This is a genomic window from Blastococcus sp. VKM Ac-2987, assembly GCF_026967805.1.
Classification (GTDB): Bacteria; Actinomycetota; Actinomycetes; order Mycobacteriales; family Geodermatophilaceae; genus Blastococcus.
The window spans coordinates 968259-983529 of sequence record NZ_JAPVBG010000002.1 but is presented as its reverse complement, the minus strand read 5'-3'; the positions used below and the strand labels follow the sequence as shown (position 1 = coordinate 983529).

Sequence of the window (15271 nt, the reverse complement as noted above, 5' to 3'; positions counted from 1 at the left end):
CGGCCGGCGATCGGGCGGCCCCCGGAGTCATCTGTGGACGAGCCGGCCCCGGCGGGTCAGAGCGGGTAGAACGGCGCCGTGCCGGGCAGCGGCTCGGCGCCGCGGACCAGGGTCACCCAGGTGCCCCCGGCCAGCTGCCAGACGGTGTCACCGGCGCTGACCAGCGGCTGGCGCAGCGGCGCGACACCCAGGGCGGTCGGCTGGCTGGGCAGGCCGGACGTCGGCACGAGGGTCAGGCCCCAGCCGTCGACCCCGACCGAGTACGGGACGATGCGGTCCTCCCCCTCGTCGCCGGCCAGGACCAGCAGGTTCCCGCTGTCCCGCCAGCCGACGTCGATGACCCCGGCCAGCGTGGGGGCCACGTTGCGCAGGTCGCGGAGCACCACCGCGCCGTCCTCGGAGCGGACCACGGTGCCCACGTGCAGCCGCCGGCCCTGCGGGCCGTCCACCACCACGGCGGCCCGGACGCCGTCCGGCGAGAGCTGCAGCACCTCGGTCCGGCCCAGGCCGGGCAGGGTCGGGGCGGCCACCGGCTGCGGCGGCCCGCCCTTGGGGATGCGCACGAGCTCGGCGCCGTCGCGCACCACCCACGCCTCGGTCCGGGTGGCCGCGACGGTGGGGGCGCTCAGCGTGCCGGCGCGCAGCACCTCGGTCAGCCCGCCGCCGTAGTCGCCGGCCAGGAGGGTGGCGCCGCCGGCGTCGGTGCGCACGCCGGTGAGGAAGGAGAGCTGCCCGCTGGCCGAGTCGGCCGCGATCGCCGCGCTGGTCAGCCCGTACTCGCCGGTGCCGGCCGGACCCGGGACCGGCTGCCCCTCGGCGACGGTCTTGACCGCGCCGGCGTCGATGTAGTGGCCCACGCCGTCGACCGGCGCGGCGTCCGGGTCGAAGGAGGCCCAGTCCTCCACGGTCTGCTGCACCGGCACCCCGGCCGGGGTCACCGGTTCCCCGTCCAGCAGCACGACGACGTTGCTGATCCGCGGCCGGTCCAGCTGCTGGAGGTTCCACACCAGCTGCGCGCTGATCTCGGCCAGCAGCGGTGCGGGCTCGGCCGGCAGGCCGGTGAGCTCCACGGTCGCCGTCTGCCCCTGGACGGTGACCCCGCGGACCAGCTCCGCCTCGCTCAGCGGGTTGCGCACCCCGGCCGCCAGCGGGGCCGACGGACCGGCGATCAGCCGCTCGACCAGCGCCGTGGGCTGCGAGTCGCCCCGGATCAGGTACCGCGGGTCCGGGACCACGCGCTGCCCGGTCCAGTCGAGGAAGTACGCCGCGACGCCGTCGTAGAGCCGGCGGAAGTCCGGCTCCAGCATGATCAGGCCGTCGGGCGGTGTGCTGATCCGCCACTCGCCGTCGACCTGCTGCAGGCTGAAGGTGCGGGTGAACAACCCCCGCTCGGCCGCGGTGAAGATGCCCCGGGGGTCGACCGTCCCGATCAGGTTGGCGGTCACCGTGACGGCGCCGGCGTCGGTGGTCACCACGGCGAGGTCGGTGCCGATGACGCTGATCCCGCTCTCGTCGGGATCCCATGCCTGGTCCGCCTCGGGCGTGAGGTACTGCCGGGCGACGGGGTGCCGGCGGACCGTGCTGGCCGCCGCGTTGATGAAGTCGCGGACGATCTCCTCGGCGCTGGCGCCGGCCTCCGGCGGCAGCGGCTCGATCCCGACCGCCTGCGGCACCCGCGCCGGCGCCTGGGTGATCTCCACGACCGGCGAGGCCGACGGCACGGTGGAGCACGAGGTCAGGGCCAGCAGGGCGGCCAGCAGCGCGACGGCGAGCGCCGTCGCCCGGCTCACCGGTGCGCCCCCGCCCGCCGCAGCTTGACCGGGCGCAGCGGGAGCGGGGAGCTGGTCAGGTCGTCGCCGGCGACCAGCGGCAGGGTGAGCCGGAACTGCGCGCCGGCGCCCGGCTGCCCCCACACCTGCAGCCACCCGCCGTGCAGCCGGGCGTCCTCGAGGCTGATCGACAGCCCCAGCCCGCTGCCGCCCACGGTGCGCACGCGGGACGGGTCGGCGCGCCAGAAGCGGTCGAAGACGTGCTGCGCCTCGCCGGAGCTGAGGCCGACCCCGTGGTCGCGGACGGTGACCGCGGCGGCGGAGCGGTTGGCCGCCAGGGTGATCTCCACCGGGTGCCCGGAGCCGTGCTCGATGGCGTTGCCGACGAGGTTGCGCAGGATGCGTTCGACCCGGCGGGCGTCGACCTCGGCCAGCACGCCGTCGGCCGGGCGGGTCACCTGGAGCTCGCACTCGTGCCGCTCGGCCAGCGAGGCCATCCCGTCCACGACCCGGGCGACCAGCACGCCCAGGTCGGTCGGCGTCGAGTCCAGCACGGCCGCGCCCGCGTCGTACCGGCTGATCTCCAGCAGGTCGGTCAGCAGCGCCTCGAACCGGTCCAGCTCCGCCCGCAGCAGCTCCGCGGAGCGGGCCACGTGGGCGGGGAAGTCGCCCCGCGCCTCGTGCAGCACCTCGGCGGCCATCTGCACCGTGGTCAGCGGGGTCCGCAGCTCGTGGGAGACGTCGGAGGTGAAGCGCTGCTGCAGCTGGGAGAGCCCCTCGAGCTGGGTGATCTGGCGCTGCAGGCTGTCGGCCATAGCGTTGAAGCTGGTCGCCAGCCGGGCCAGGTCGTCCTCGCCCCGGACCGCCATCCGCTCCTCGAGCTGCCCCTCGGCCAGCCGCTGGGCGGTGCCGGCCGCCTGCCGCACCGGGTCCACCACGAGCCGGGTGACCAGCACGCCGATGCCGACGACCAGCAGGGTGAGGGCGACGCCGCTGATCACCACGGTGCTGCGGATCAGCGAGAGGCTCTCCTGCTCCTGCTGGAGCGGGAAGACGTAGTACAGCTCGATCCGGTCGGGGCCGGTCGCGTCGCCGGAGACCGGCGCCCCCACCAGCAGGCTGGGCCGCAGCTCGCCGGAGGCGCCCGGGACCATGTCGTACTTGGACGCCTGGCTGCCGGCGTCGACGGTGGCCCGCAGGTCGTCGGGCAGCGCCGTGTACAGCGGGCGGCGGTTGGTGGCCGGGCGGTCGCGGTCGCCGGTGCGGTAGATCATCACCACGTCGAAGTCACCGGCCGCGCCACCGCGGTCGAGCAGCTGGTTGACGGTGCGGGCCAGGGTGGCGCGGACGCTGGCAGCGTCGCCGGTGGCGATGCCGGCCACCTCGCTCTGGGCGTAGACGACGCCGGCCTGGACCTGGTCGATGGCGGCCTGGCGCTTCACGTCCAGCAGCTGGTCCCGGATCTGGCTGAACAGCACCATGCTCACGATCAGCACGACCGTGCCGGCCAGCAGCATGGTGATCGCGCCGATGCGCACCTGCAGCGACGAGCGCCAGGTCCGCACACCCCGGGTGGCCAGTGCCCGGAGGGTCTTCCGCGCGCGGCGGCGGGCCCGCCCGGCCCGCCGGCGCAGCCCGCGCCGGATCCGGGCGAGCTCGGCGCGACCCCGCGGTCCGCGACCGCTCCCGGTCGGCGTCGACCGGTCGGCCGCGGTGCCCGGCTGGGGGGTCCGGGTCGCCGTCACCGGACCAGTGTCCCCCAGCCGGCGCGCCGCGCGGGGAACCCGTCCGGCGGCGTCGCCGGCCCGCTCACGGGCTTCTCTGGTTCGCTCCCGCGGCCGGCTCCGCTCCTCGCTCGTTCCTCGCTGCGATGCTCACCGACCTGTCCGCTCACGGGGGCCCGGCCTTGTACCCCACCCCGCGCACGGTCAGGACGACCTCGGGCTTCTCGGGGTCGCGCTCGACCTTGGCGCGCAGGCGCTGCACGTGCACGTTGACCAGCCGGGTGTCGGCGGCGTGCCGGTAGCCCCACACCTGCTCGAGCAGCAGCTCACGGGTGAACACCTGGCGCGGCTTGCGGGCCAGCGCCACGAGCAGGTCGAACTCCAGGGGGGTGAGCGCGATCGGCACGCCGTCCCGGGTGACCTGGTGCGCCGGGACGTCGATCTGCACGTCGCCGATGCTGAGGTTCTCCGCCTGGCCGGTCTCCCCCCGGCGCAGCTGGGCACGGACGCGCGCCACCAGCTCGACGGGCTTGAACGGCTTGGTGACGTAGTCGTCGGCGCCGGCCTCCAGCCCCTGGACGACGTCGATCGTGTCGCCCTTGGCAGTGAGCATGACGATCGGCACGGTCGACTGGGTCCGGATGTCCTGGCAGATCTGCAGGCCGTTGCGGCCGGGCAGCATCAGGTCCAGCAGGACCAGGTCGGGACGGGTCTGCTGGAAGACGCCGACGGCGCGGTTGCCGTCGGAGACGAACGCCGGCTCGTACCCCTCGCGGCGCAGCACGATGCCGAGCATCTCGGCGAGGGCGGCGTCGTCGTCGACGACCAGGACACGGCCGCGGCTGGGTCCGTTCTGCGGAGCGGTGGGGGGCACGCCGACCATTCTGCGCGACGTGCGCCGCAAAATGCTCCGCCCCGCCCGGGGAGATCCCCCGGGCGGGGCGGAACGTGCAGGTGAGCCTGCCGCTACGACGTGCTCAGTAGCGGTAGTGGTCGCTCTTGTACGGACCCTCGACCGGGACGCCGATGTAGTCGGCCTGCACCTTGGACAGCTCGGTCAGCTTCACGCCGAGGGCGTCGAGGTGCAGCCGGGCCACGTGCTCGTCGAGCTTCTTCGGCAGCACCGTGACGCCCGGGGTCCGGCCCTCGTAGGCGGCGCGGTTGTTCCACAGCTCGATCTGGGCCAGCACCTGGTTGGAGAACGAGGCGCTCATGACGAAGCTGGGGTGCCCGGTGGCGTTGCCCAGGTTCAGCAGCCGGCCCTCGGACAGCAGGATGATCGTGTGGCCGTCGGCGAACCGCCACTCGTCCACCTGCGGCTTGATCGTCGTCCGCTCGATCCCGGGCGTGCGGGCCAGCCCGGCCACGTCGATCTCGTTGTCGAAGTGCCCGATGTTGCCGATGATCGCCTGGTGCTTGGTCTGCCCGAGCTGCTCGGCGGAAATGATGTCCTTGTTGCCGGTCGCCGTGATGATGATGTCGGCCTTTCCGATGACCTCGTCGAGGGTGGTCACCTCGTAGCCGTGCATCGCCGCCTGGAGGGCGTTGATCGGGTCGATCTCGGTGACGATGACCCGCGCGCCCTGGCCGCGCAGCGACTCCGCGCAGCCCTTGCCGACGTCGCCGTACCCGCAGACGACGGCGACCTTGCCGCCGATCATCACGTCGGTGGCGCGGTTGATGCCGTCGATCAGCGAGTGCCGGCAGCCGTAGAGGTTGTCGAACTTGCTCTTGGTGACCGAGTCGTTGACGTTGATCGCCGGGAAGAGCAGCCGGCCGTCGCGGGCGAGCTCGTAGAGCCGCATGACGCCGGTGGTGGTCTCCTCGGTGACGCCGGTGATGCCCTGGCCGATGCGGGTCCAGTACCCGCCGTCCTCGGCGAGCGTGCCGCGCAGCACGTCGAGGATGACGCCGTACTCCTCGGAGTCGGCCTCGGTGGTGTCCGGGACGACGCCGTCGGCCTCGAACCGGGTGCCCAGGTGGATCAGCAGCGTGGCGTCACCACCGTCGTCGAGCAGCATGTTGGGGCCGACCACGTCGCCGGCCTCGTCGCGGAACTCGAACAGCCGCTGGGTGCACTCCCAGTACTCCGGCAGCGTCTCGCCCTTCCAGGCGAAGACGGGGACGCCGGCGGGCTGCTCCGGGGTGCCGTCGCCGACGACGATGGCCGCCGCGGCGTGGTCCTGGGTGGAGAAGATGTTGCAGCTGACCCAGCGGACGTCCGCGCCCAGGGCGGTCAGCGTCTCGATGAGGACGGCGGTCTGCACGGTCATGTGCAGCGACCCGGCGATGCGGGCCCCGGCCAGCGGCTGCGCGTCGCCGTACTCGGCGCGCAGCGCCATCAGGCCGGGCATCTCGTGCTCGGCGAGCCGGATCTCCTTGCGGCCGAAGCCGTGCAGGGAGAGGTCGGCGACCTTGAAGTCGGCCTCGCCGGTCGGGGTGGTCAGCGTGCGGGTGCCGGTGCTGGCGGTCATGGACGCTCCAGGTGTGCCCGGCGCGGCGGCCGGGCGATGCGGTCGGATGCAGGGTCGCTTCGATCCCCGGTACCGGGGAGAGCGAGCATGCCGAGGCTTCGGCGGGGCTCGTGCCGTCCCCCAGGATAGGCGGCGGCCGCAAGCCCGTCGCCCGTCGACCACCCGTGGGGGTCGGCGCGCTGCCGCCCCGGCCGGGCTGTCCGCCTCAGCGGGACTCGAACAACCGCGTCCAGGTCTGCCGGTCGGTGAGCTCGGGCAGGGCGGCACGCCAGCGGTCGCGAGCACCGCCGCCCTCCCGCGCCAGACGCACCAGCACCTTCGTGCCCTGGCGCGCCAGCCGGAGCATCTCGTCCCGGTCGAACCGCCGCAGCCGCACGCCCTCCTGCGACGGGTCGGTCACCACCGCGGTGTCGAACAGCGACACGTGCCACCAGTGCGCGTCGGCCGCGGTGATGGCGGCCGTCCCCCGGTTGCGGTTGCGCAGCTGCCAGACGATCCGCTTGGCCAGCACCATGCCCAGCATCGACGGCGCTCCGGCCGGCGCGGTCCGCTGCATGTCGACCGATGCCACCCCGGGAACCGACGACGCCGGGTGGTTGGCCGTCTCCGGGTGTTCGGCCCAGAGCTTGCGGATCTGCGCCGCCTTCTCCGTCCCGCCGTCGGCCAGCACCTCCGGGCCGCGGAGGAAGTCCTCCACCGCACGGATCAGGAGCGCGGCCAGGCCGTAGCGCATGGACACGACGGCGTCCACGAGCTGCTTGGCGAGGTGGTCGGTGATGCTCCGCCGGTCGAAGTCGCTGTGCAGCGCGCTGGTGATCAAGGAGTTCCGGTAGCTGAAGTAGCGCGACCAGTCGTCCCAGTTCTTCCACGCGAAGTCGGCGTGCCAGACGCCGGCACCGGGCAGCGTCACGGTCGGGAAGCCCGCCGCCCGGGCACGCAGCCCGAACTCGATGTCGTCCCACTGGAAGAAGACCGGCAACGGGTAGCCGATCGCCGAGACGACCTCCGACGGGATCAAACAGGTCCACCAAGCGTTGTAGTCGCCGTCGATCCGCAGGTCCTGCCGCTCCTCGGTGAGGTCTGCGTTCGTGAGGGCACCGGCCACCGGCTTGCCCGCCCGCAGGATCGACAGGTCGGCCGACTCGGCCCCGACGTGCAGCCGGTCGGGGTGCAGGAGGTTGAGCATCTGGCCGCCTACGAGCACCGGCTCGTCGGCGCGGTCGGCGAACGCCCGGAGCCGCACGACCGTGTCGGGCTCGAGCCGGATGTCGTCGTCCATGAGCAGCAGGTTGACCCGCTCGACGGTCTCGTTGCGCACCGCCTCGTAGATGCCGCGGGTGAAACCGCCGGCCCCGCCGAGATTGGGCTGCCGCACGTACCGCAGCGCCGAGCCGAGCGCGTCGCGGACGTCGGCGAACCCCGGCCGGCTCTCGACCGTGTCGGTGCCCTGGTCGACGACGTACACGGCCGCGAGCTCGCCGGCCACCGCACGGTCGGCCGCCAGCGTGCGCAGCGTCGCGAGGCAGTCGTCGGCCCGGTTGTAGGTGCAGATGACGACCGCCGTCGCCCGCCGCGGCCGGATGGTCGCGACCGACCACTGCACGTGGTCGACGACGAGGCCCTCGGTGTCGGTCTCGAGCTCGAGCCAGAACGCCCCGCCGTCCACGAACCGGTCGAGGGCGAGGGTGAGCGTGAGCGGCTGCTCCTGGGCGTCCCGGACCTGCTGGGTGGTCACGGTGCGGGGCGTGCCATCGCTGTCGGAGGCCATGACCCGGACCCGGCCGGAGCCGCTGACGACCGCGTGCAGGTCCACCGAGCGCGCGGACGTCCAGCGCTGCCAGTAGGAGGCGGGGAACCGGCCGAAGTAGGAGTTCGTGGACACGGTGGCGTGCCCGTCGAGGACCAGCCGGGTGCGTTCGCGCACCGCCACCCCGGTGACCGTCGTGCTGTAGAGCTCGGCCGAGACGTCCGGGGTGGGCCCGGCGAACAGCGTGCGCTGCGCGAGCAGGCGGCCTCGGCGCGGGGTCGACTCCGGAGCGGGAGCCGAGGCCTGGGCGGCCTCGGACTGGACGGCCATCACCAAGGTGTCTTCTCCGTTCGGGCGCCGACGCATGGAAGGGAACGTATCCGGCCCCGTGCCCGGGGACGCCGCCCATCTACCCATACGTGGGTCCGTTTCATGCAGTCGTGACTTTCGGTCACCAAGCCTGCGCGGACTGCTGACCGTCCCGGTGCGGCTACTCGCAGCCGACCCCGTCGCCGTCGCCGTCGAAGGACGGCCGCCAGCCGGGCTCGCCGGTCCGGATCGGGGCGACGCCCGCGGCCCGGACCGCGTCGCAGTCGGGGTAGGACACCTGGTCCGCGGCGGTCGCCCCGGGCTCCTGAGCGGCGGGAACCGCGGCGGGCAGCGGTTCGTCCGGGCAGGTGGCCAGGACGGTCGCCATGGCGTTCCGCTCCGCCTCGGTCACCCACAGCCCGTAGCCGGCCTTCACCGCCACCTGCCGGGCGACGTACGCGCAGCGGTACGACGTCGCCGGCGGCAGCCAGGTGGCGGCGTCGCCGTCGCCCTTCTGCATGTTCAGGGGTCCGTCGACGGCGAGCAGGTTGAGCGGGTCGTTGGCGAAGGCGGTCCGCTGCGCGGGGTCCCAGCGCTGCGCCCCCTTCTGCCAGGCATCCGAGAGCGCGACGACGTGGTCGATCTGGACGGCCTCGCTCGTGCCCTCTCCGCGCCGGAACTCGATGACCCGACCCGAGTAGGAGTCGGCGAGCGTGCCGGTGAGCACGACGCAGTCGCGTGTCCCCGGTCGGAACGTCTCGCCGGCCAGGTCGCGGGCCAGCACGTCGTTGCGGGTGTCGCAGCCGTTCCGGTCGGTGTCCACCCACCCGGCGCCGAAGAGGTCGCGGTCGTACCCGGTTCGCGGGGCGCGGCCCCTGACCTCCAGCGCGTCGACGGCGGCCAGCGCCGATCCCGGCGGCGCCGCGCCGACCGCCTCGTGCGCCGCGCCGTCCGGGAGGACCCCGGTCGGTGGGCGGCCGGCCTCGGAGGCGCCCGGCTCGCAGGCGGAGAGGCCGGCGACGAGCGCGACGACCGCCGCGGCCCGCAGCGCTCCGGCGCCGAGGCCACGCGACGGTACGAGCGCGGAGACGGTCACACCCCTCCCCGTGCGGAACCCACGCGCCGACGGTAGCGGCGCACCCATCCGCCCGGTGGTGCCACGCCGGGGTCAGCCGGCCGACGGCCGCCCGGGGTCGGTCAGGCGGACGACCACCTGCTCGTTGTTCGACGTGTAGGCCACGTACTCCGCCCGCGCGCCGGTCCGGTCCAGCCACTCCTGCCAGGCGCGGAACTCGTGCTCCTCCCAGCCCGGGAAGTTGAAGAACTCGTCGAAGACGAGGACGGAGCCCGCGGCCAGCCTCGGGCCGACCAGGTCCAGGACCGTCACCGCCGACGAGTACAGGTCGCCGTCGACGTGCACGAAGTCCACCGGCCCCGGGTGGGCGGCCAGGAAGCCGGGGAGGGTGTCCTCGAACCAGCCGACCACCAGTTCGGCGCCCAGCACGTCGGGCAGCGCACCGACCGCGAACGCGCCCGTGCGGACGTGCGGCCGGTAGTCCTCGGGCAGCCCCACGAAGGAGTCGAAGCCGTACACCCGCTGCCGTGCGCGCCGCTCCGCGATGACCTCCAGCGACCGGCCCTCGAAGACGCCGAACTCCAGCGCCAGCCCACCCTGCGGGGCGATCGCCAGACCGTGCTCGAGCGTGCTCGTCCGGTCGTGGAAGGCGCGGGCCGTCGGCATCGCGCGGGCGGCGAAGCGCGCCGAGCTGACCGCGGCATCCCGCTCCCCGGCCGCCAGCAGGTCGCGGCGCGAGCGGAACTCGACCTCGTGCAGGGCGCCGATCGCCCGGTCCACCTCGGCGGCGACGACGTCCGCGACCATCGGCGCCAGCAGGCGCTGGGCCGTCCCGGCCATCCTCCGCACCACCCGGTCCCGGACCGCCCGGCCCACTCCGCCCGGTCTCTCGTCCCGCCTGGCACGTGACATGCGACAACCACTCCCTCTCGCCGGCACCAGGGCCGACGCCGGGCCACGCAGGCGACCGTAGCGGCTACCGGCCGCGCAGTCGCCTGCGCCCGCGATGCCGCTGCCACGACCACAGCCCGGCCTGGACGAGCACGACCAGGGCCGCGCCGGCGGCGGCGAGGGCGCCCGCCCGCAGACCCGGCGGGGTGTAGTCGAGGACCAGGGTGTGCTCACCGGCCGGCACCGTCACGGCCACCAGGCCGGCCGGCCCGTCGATCACCGGGACCTCGTCGCCGTCGACGGTGGCCGAGTAACCGGGCCAGGCCAGCCGGGCGAAGAGGACCCGGCCGGCGTCGTCTGCGGTGTACCGGACGACCTCGCGCTCCTCCTCGGAGTCGTCCGCCAGCACCTCGATCCCGGGCGAGGTCCACGACACCCGGCCGTCGTCGGCGTACGGCTCGTCGCGGACCCAGACCGCCCGCACCGGCGACCGCTCCGCCACCTGCCAGCCGGGCGGCGGCTGCTGCCGGTCGACGACGTCGTCGCCGAGCAGATCGCGCTGGAGGACCAGCGTCGACACACGGAGGGCGTCGACCAGCGGCACCGGGTAGCCGGGGCCGGCGGGCTGCCACAGCCGGTCGAACGCCTCCGGGCAGGTGGCCCCGCGGTAGTCGAGACAGAGCTCGTCGGCGAACTCCTGGAACCCGATGCCGCTGTAGCTGGCCACCGTCGGGGTGCCGGTCGGCCGCACCAGGTTGCCGAAGGTGATCTCGCCGTCGCGCATCTGCTCGGTCGTGACCACGTCGTGCCGGGCCAGCTGCAGGACCGTCCCCTCGTACGAGGTCGTTCCCTCGGCCAGCGAGGCCAGGTCCGAGGCCGGTCGCAGGCCGAACCCACCCGGCCGGAACGGCAGGACGCTGGTCTGGAACGCGACGACGGCGACGGTGCCCGCGACGAGCACGGCGCCGAGCCCGGGCAGTCCCCACCGCCGGCCGGCCACCACGGCGAGCGCGGTGCCGGCGGCCACCAGCAGCAGTGCGGCGGCGTGCTCCTGGAGGAGACCGGCCGGCCGGACGGCCCACGCCAGGTAGGTGCCGCCGAGCACGATCGCGCCGCTGACCAGGGCCCGTCGGCGGGGCGCGTCGGTGGCCAGCCCGGCGGAGAGGACGACGGCGAAGAGGACGGCCACCGCCAGGTACAGGTACTCCACCAGCCGCACCGGCCAGCGGAACAGCCACAGGTTCGAGGGCGCCAGCGTGGCGAGCAGGTAGAAGCCGGCGATCCCGAGGAGCCCGGCCAGCGACCGGGCCCGGCGCCGCAGCCTGGACCAGCGCAGCCACGGCAGCAGCGGCAGGACGAACCAGGCGAGGTAGGTGGACGGCTGCGTCTCCAGCAGCGCGCCGCCCCAGTTGGTGATGGACGGCAGGTAGGTCGGTGAGCTCGCCGCGGCGAGGTCGCCCAGGTCGGGGACCAGGAAGGTGTCGTTGGCCAGGACGGCGAGGTCCTGCCGCAGCGAGACGTCCCCGGCGCCGAGCAGCGGCAGGTACACCGGCAGCGCCACCAGGCCGACGCAGGCGCCCATCACCACCAGGTGCAGCAGCCGGGTGAACCGGCGCCGCAGGAGGAGCTCGACGCCGAGCGCCGTCAGGACGACGACCATGCCCAGGGCCCCGTAGGGGTTGCCGGTGGTCATCACCAGGGCGCCGGCGAGGAAGGGGACGACCGGGTTGAGGCGGCCTCGCGCGTGCCTACGGGCCGCCCACCAGAACCAGGTCACCCAGGTGAAGGCCATCAGCCCCGCGGGCCACCCGGCGGCCTCGTACCAGAGGGTGAAGCCGGAGAACGGGACGGCGAGCGCGACGACCGCCGCCGGCCACCGGCGGGCACCGTGCTCGCGGGCCAGCAGGAAGGTGCCCATCGCGAGCAGGCCGAGGAACTCGACCATGACGACGGCCGCGGCGAGCGCGAGGTCGTCGAAGTAGGAGACCAGCACGAAGTTGGCGAGGCCGACCGGGTTCCAGATCCCGTTCAGCCCTTCGGCGGCGTAGTTCCCGCCCATCCAGGCGGCCGGGTCCATGGTGACCCACTCGCCGTTCCGCAGCCGCTGACCGAAGACGTGCCACAACGGGGCAAACTGCTCGTACTGGTCGCCGACGTAGTAGAAGAGCCGCTCCCGCCAGAACGGGATCGCGCCGATGACCCAGGCGGCCACGCCGACGCCGAGGGTGACCAGCCACTCGGGCGGCCGCCGCCGCGTGCGGGGCGGCGCTCCGTCGGCGGTCACCGGGGGATCCGCGGCGGGGTGGTCCGCCGGGGCCGGTGCCGTCGACGCCCGGTCGGCCGAGCCGATCGCGCTCGACCCGCTCACCGGGCCGCCCCTGGCGGAGCGGGGATGACCGCGCCGGGCTCGACCCCCTCCCCCGTCGCGGCAGCCGGCCTCCCCGTCAGCAGCCGTCGGGACAGCAGGAAGGTCACCGGGATCGCCGCCACCGCGGCGAGCAGCGGGGCCAGGCGCTCGTCCACCGCGAACCACTCCACGAGGACGACGACCCCGACCGTGGTCATCACGTAGTTCGTCGCGTTGGTCAGCGGGAACAGCGCCAGCTTCCGCCAGGTCGGGCGGGTGCGGAAGGTCCAGTAGCAGTTGAGCAGGAACGACCCGACCATCGCGACCAGGATCGCGCCGAGGTGCGCGACCAGGTAGTGGGTGACCAGGCTCAGCAGCAGGTACGTGCCGTAGTAGACCCCGGTGTTCACCACACCGACGACGGCGAACCGGACGGCGTGGCGCAGGGTGGTCCGGTCGACCCTCACCTCGTGGACCGGCGGTCCGCCGGGACCGGGGGGCGGACGTACCCCCTGTCCACGTCGGCCTGCGCCTCGGGGGCGACCCAGTTGCCCATCAGCACGGTGGTCCGCCGGGCGGGTGCCCGCCGGACCGCTTCCGCCCGCGACAGCTCGTCGCTGGCCGCCGCCACCAGGAAGTGCGGCCGGTGCTTGCTCTCGTAGTAGATCCGGCCGACGTACTCGCCGATGACGCCCAGGAACAGCAGCTGCAGCCCACCCAGCCCGATCACCGCGGCGACGAGCGTGACGTAGCCGGGCACCACGATGCCCCCGACGACCGCGGCGACGACGAGGTACCCCGCGTAGCCGAAGGCCAGCATGGTGACCACCAGCCCCACGTAGATGGCCAGCCGCAACGGCGCGTTGTTGAACGACATGACGCCGTCGATGCCGTAGTTGAGCAGCCGGCGCAGCGTCCACCGGCTGGCGTCCCCCCCGAACCGGGCCTCGTTGCGGTAGTCGATGGTGGCCGTGGGGAAGCCGATCCAGGCGAACAGCCCCTTGGAGAACCGGTTGTACTCACCCAGTTGCAGCAGGGCGTCGACCGCGCGCCGGCTCAGCAGCCGGAAGTCACCGACGCCGTCCTCGATGCGGACCTCGACGAGCGAGTTGACCAGCTTGTAGTAGACCCGGGCGAGCAGGCTCCGGCCGAAGGCGTCGCCCTCGCGGTCGCGGCGGGCCACCACCTGGTCGTGCCCCTGCTCGAAGAGCTCCAGCATCTGCTTGAGCAGCCGCGGCGGGTGCTGGAGGTCGGCGTCCATGATCACGACGGCGTCCCCGCGGGCATAGGCCAGGCCGGCCAGCATCGCCGACTCCTTGCCGAAGTTCCGGCTGAGCGAGACGTACCGGACCCGCGGGTCGCGCGCGTTGAGCTCCTGCAGGACCTGGACCGTCCGGTCGCGGCTGCCGTCGTCGACGAGCACGAACTCGAAGTCGGCCGGGATGTCCTGCATCACCGCCGTGACCTGGGCGACGAGTTCGGGCAGGACCCGCTCCTCGTCGTGGCACGGGACCACTACGGACAACAGCATGCAGGCGCCTCCTACCGGTACGTCCACCGCCCCGGGCGGTCCGACACGGGGTGGCACTCGATGTGCACTCCCCGCCATCCTGACGGACGCCGGGCTTCGCCGCAGCATGCTCGGCGCCGGCCGGCGCCTCGGCCGTGCGGGTCCACCCAGGCTACGTGCTGCGGGGGTCAGCCCAGGTTGGTCGTCACCCGGTAGAGGACGGCGGGTCCGCGGGCGGTGACCGGCGCCCCGGCCGGGACGAACGCCGAACGCCCCTTCTGCAGGGTCAGCTCGCCGTCGCCGGAGGCGAGCACGGCCGATCCCTCGGTGCAGAGGAGCAGCTGCGGCCCGCGGGTGGTCAGCGCGCCCGTCTGCTCGTCGAGCTGGCAGCGGGTCAGGTCGAAGTCTTCGACCGGCACCGGGTAGCGCAGCCCGCCCGGCCCGAGCACCGGGTGGATCACCGGCACCCGGCCGTCGGTGAAGTCGAGGACCTCGATCAGCGCCGCCAGGTCGACGTGCTTGGCGGTCAGGCCGCCGCGGAGCACGTTGTCCGAGCTGGCCATCACCTCGACGCCGGCGCCCGACAGGTAGGCGTGCAGGTTCCCCGCCGGGAGGAACACCGCCTCGCCGGGCGAGAGCTTCAGGTGGTTGCACATCAGCGAGATCACCACGCCGGGGTCGCCCGGGTAGGTCTCCGCGAGCGTGGCGGCCCAGCGGTAGGTGTTGATGAACTCCGGGTCGTGGGCGGCCACGAACCGGGCGGCCGCGGTGGCCACGGCCGACACCAGCTCGGTGCGCCGCTCGCCGGTCAGCGCCAGCAGCTGCGGGACGGCCGCGCGCAGGCCACCGCGGGCGAGGGCGGCGATGGTCGGCTTCAGCTCGGGCACCTGGAGCTTGGCCAGGCAGTGCAGTGACTCCTCCACCGGGCGGAACCCGCAGAGCGCCTCGAAGGTGGTCAGCGCGAGCAGCAGCTCCGGCTTGTGGAACGGGTCCTTGAACGTGCGCGTCGGGTCGTCGTGCGGGATGCCGGCGGCCTCCTCGGCGGCGTACCCGGCCCGGGCCTGCTCAGTCGTCGGGTGCGCCTGCAGCGACAGCGGGGTGTCCGCCGCGAGCACCTTCATCAGGAACGGCAGGCGGGGGCCGAAGCGCTCGTGCACCGGGTCGCCGAGCAGCGTCCCGGGGTCCTGGGTGATCGCCTTGTCCAGCGGGCGCCCGTCGTCGAGCGTGCTCGGCTCGTCCGGGTGCGCGCCCACCCACAGCTCCGCGTGCGGCCGGTCGGCGGGCACGGGCTTCCCCAGGAGCGCGGGGATGACGGTCCGGCTGCCCCAAGGGTAGAAGCGGACACCGTTGTTGAGCTGCCACATCGTCTGCGCAGGTTACGTCCCCCGCGCCGGCCCCGGCATGCCTCCCACCCCGCGGGGGGAG

Annotated in this window: 11 protein-coding genes; all 11 read right to left on the bottom strand. The window is 73.9% G+C overall.

Features of this window, described 5'->3' with window-relative positions:
- Positions 1-56: 56 nt before the first annotated feature.
- Complete coding sequence (locus O2W17_RS13655) at positions 57-1790, bottom strand: LpqB family beta-propeller domain-containing protein (protein ID WP_269192965.1); 1734 nt, start codon at positions 1788-1790, stop codon at positions 57-59.
- Complete coding sequence (mtrB, locus tag O2W17_RS13650; protein WP_269192964.1) at positions 1787-3514, bottom strand: MtrAB system histidine kinase MtrB; 1728 nt, start codon at positions 3512-3514, stop codon at positions 1787-1789. The genes O2W17_RS13655 and mtrB overlap by 4 nt, the downstream gene beginning before the upstream one ends.
- 145 nt (positions 3515-3659) lie before the next feature.
- The gene (mtrA, locus tag O2W17_RS13645) at positions 3660-4376 is read right to left on the bottom strand and encodes an MtrAB system response regulator MtrA (RefSeq protein ID WP_269192963.1); all 717 of its coding nucleotides are present in this window, start codon (positions 4374-4376) and stop codon (positions 3660-3662) included.
- Between the two features lie 94 nt (positions 4377-4470).
- Complete coding sequence (ahcY, locus tag O2W17_RS13640) at positions 4471-5967, bottom strand: adenosylhomocysteinase (RefSeq protein ID WP_269192962.1); 1497 nt, start codon at positions 5965-5967, stop codon at positions 4471-4473.
- Between the two features lie 205 nt (positions 5968-6172).
- Positions 6173-8080 carry a glycosyltransferase gene (locus O2W17_RS13635; protein ID WP_269192961.1) on the bottom strand — a complete coding sequence of 636 codons (1908 nt, stop codon included), beginning with the start codon at positions 8078-8080 and terminating at the stop codon, positions 6173-6175.
- A 124-nt stretch (positions 8081-8204) separates the two neighbouring features.
- Positions 8205-9119 carry a GmrSD restriction endonuclease domain-containing protein gene (locus O2W17_RS13630; RefSeq protein ID WP_269192960.1) on the bottom strand — a complete coding sequence of 305 codons (915 nt, stop codon included), beginning with the start codon at positions 9117-9119 and terminating at the stop codon, positions 8205-8207.
- A 72-nt stretch (positions 9120-9191) separates the two neighbouring features.
- Positions 9192-9938, bottom strand: a complete 747-nt coding sequence (locus O2W17_RS13625) for a class I SAM-dependent methyltransferase (RefSeq protein ID WP_269192959.1) — start codon at positions 9936-9938, stop codon at positions 9192-9194.
- 136 nt (positions 9939-10074) lie between these two features.
- The gene (locus O2W17_RS13620) at positions 10075-12273 is read right to left on the bottom strand and encodes a hypothetical protein (protein WP_269192958.1); all 2199 of its coding nucleotides are present in this window, start codon (positions 12271-12273) and stop codon (positions 10075-10077) included.
- An 80-nt stretch (positions 12274-12353) separates the two neighbouring features.
- Positions 12354-12803 carry a GtrA family protein gene (locus tag O2W17_RS13615; RefSeq protein ID WP_269192957.1) on the bottom strand — a complete coding sequence of 150 codons (450 nt, stop codon included), beginning with the start codon at positions 12801-12803 and terminating at the stop codon, positions 12354-12356.
- Positions 12800-13867, bottom strand: a complete 1068-nt coding sequence (locus O2W17_RS13610) for a glycosyltransferase family 2 protein (RefSeq protein ID WP_269192956.1) — start codon at positions 13865-13867, stop codon at positions 12800-12802. Before O2W17_RS13610 ends, O2W17_RS13615 begins: the two co-directional genes overlap by 4 nt.
- Positions 13868-14034: 167 nt before the next feature.
- Complete coding sequence (manA, locus tag O2W17_RS13605) at positions 14035-15210, bottom strand: mannose-6-phosphate isomerase, class I (RefSeq protein ID WP_269192955.1); 1176 nt, start codon at positions 15208-15210, stop codon at positions 14035-14037.
- Positions 15211-15271: the final 61 nt, after the last annotated feature.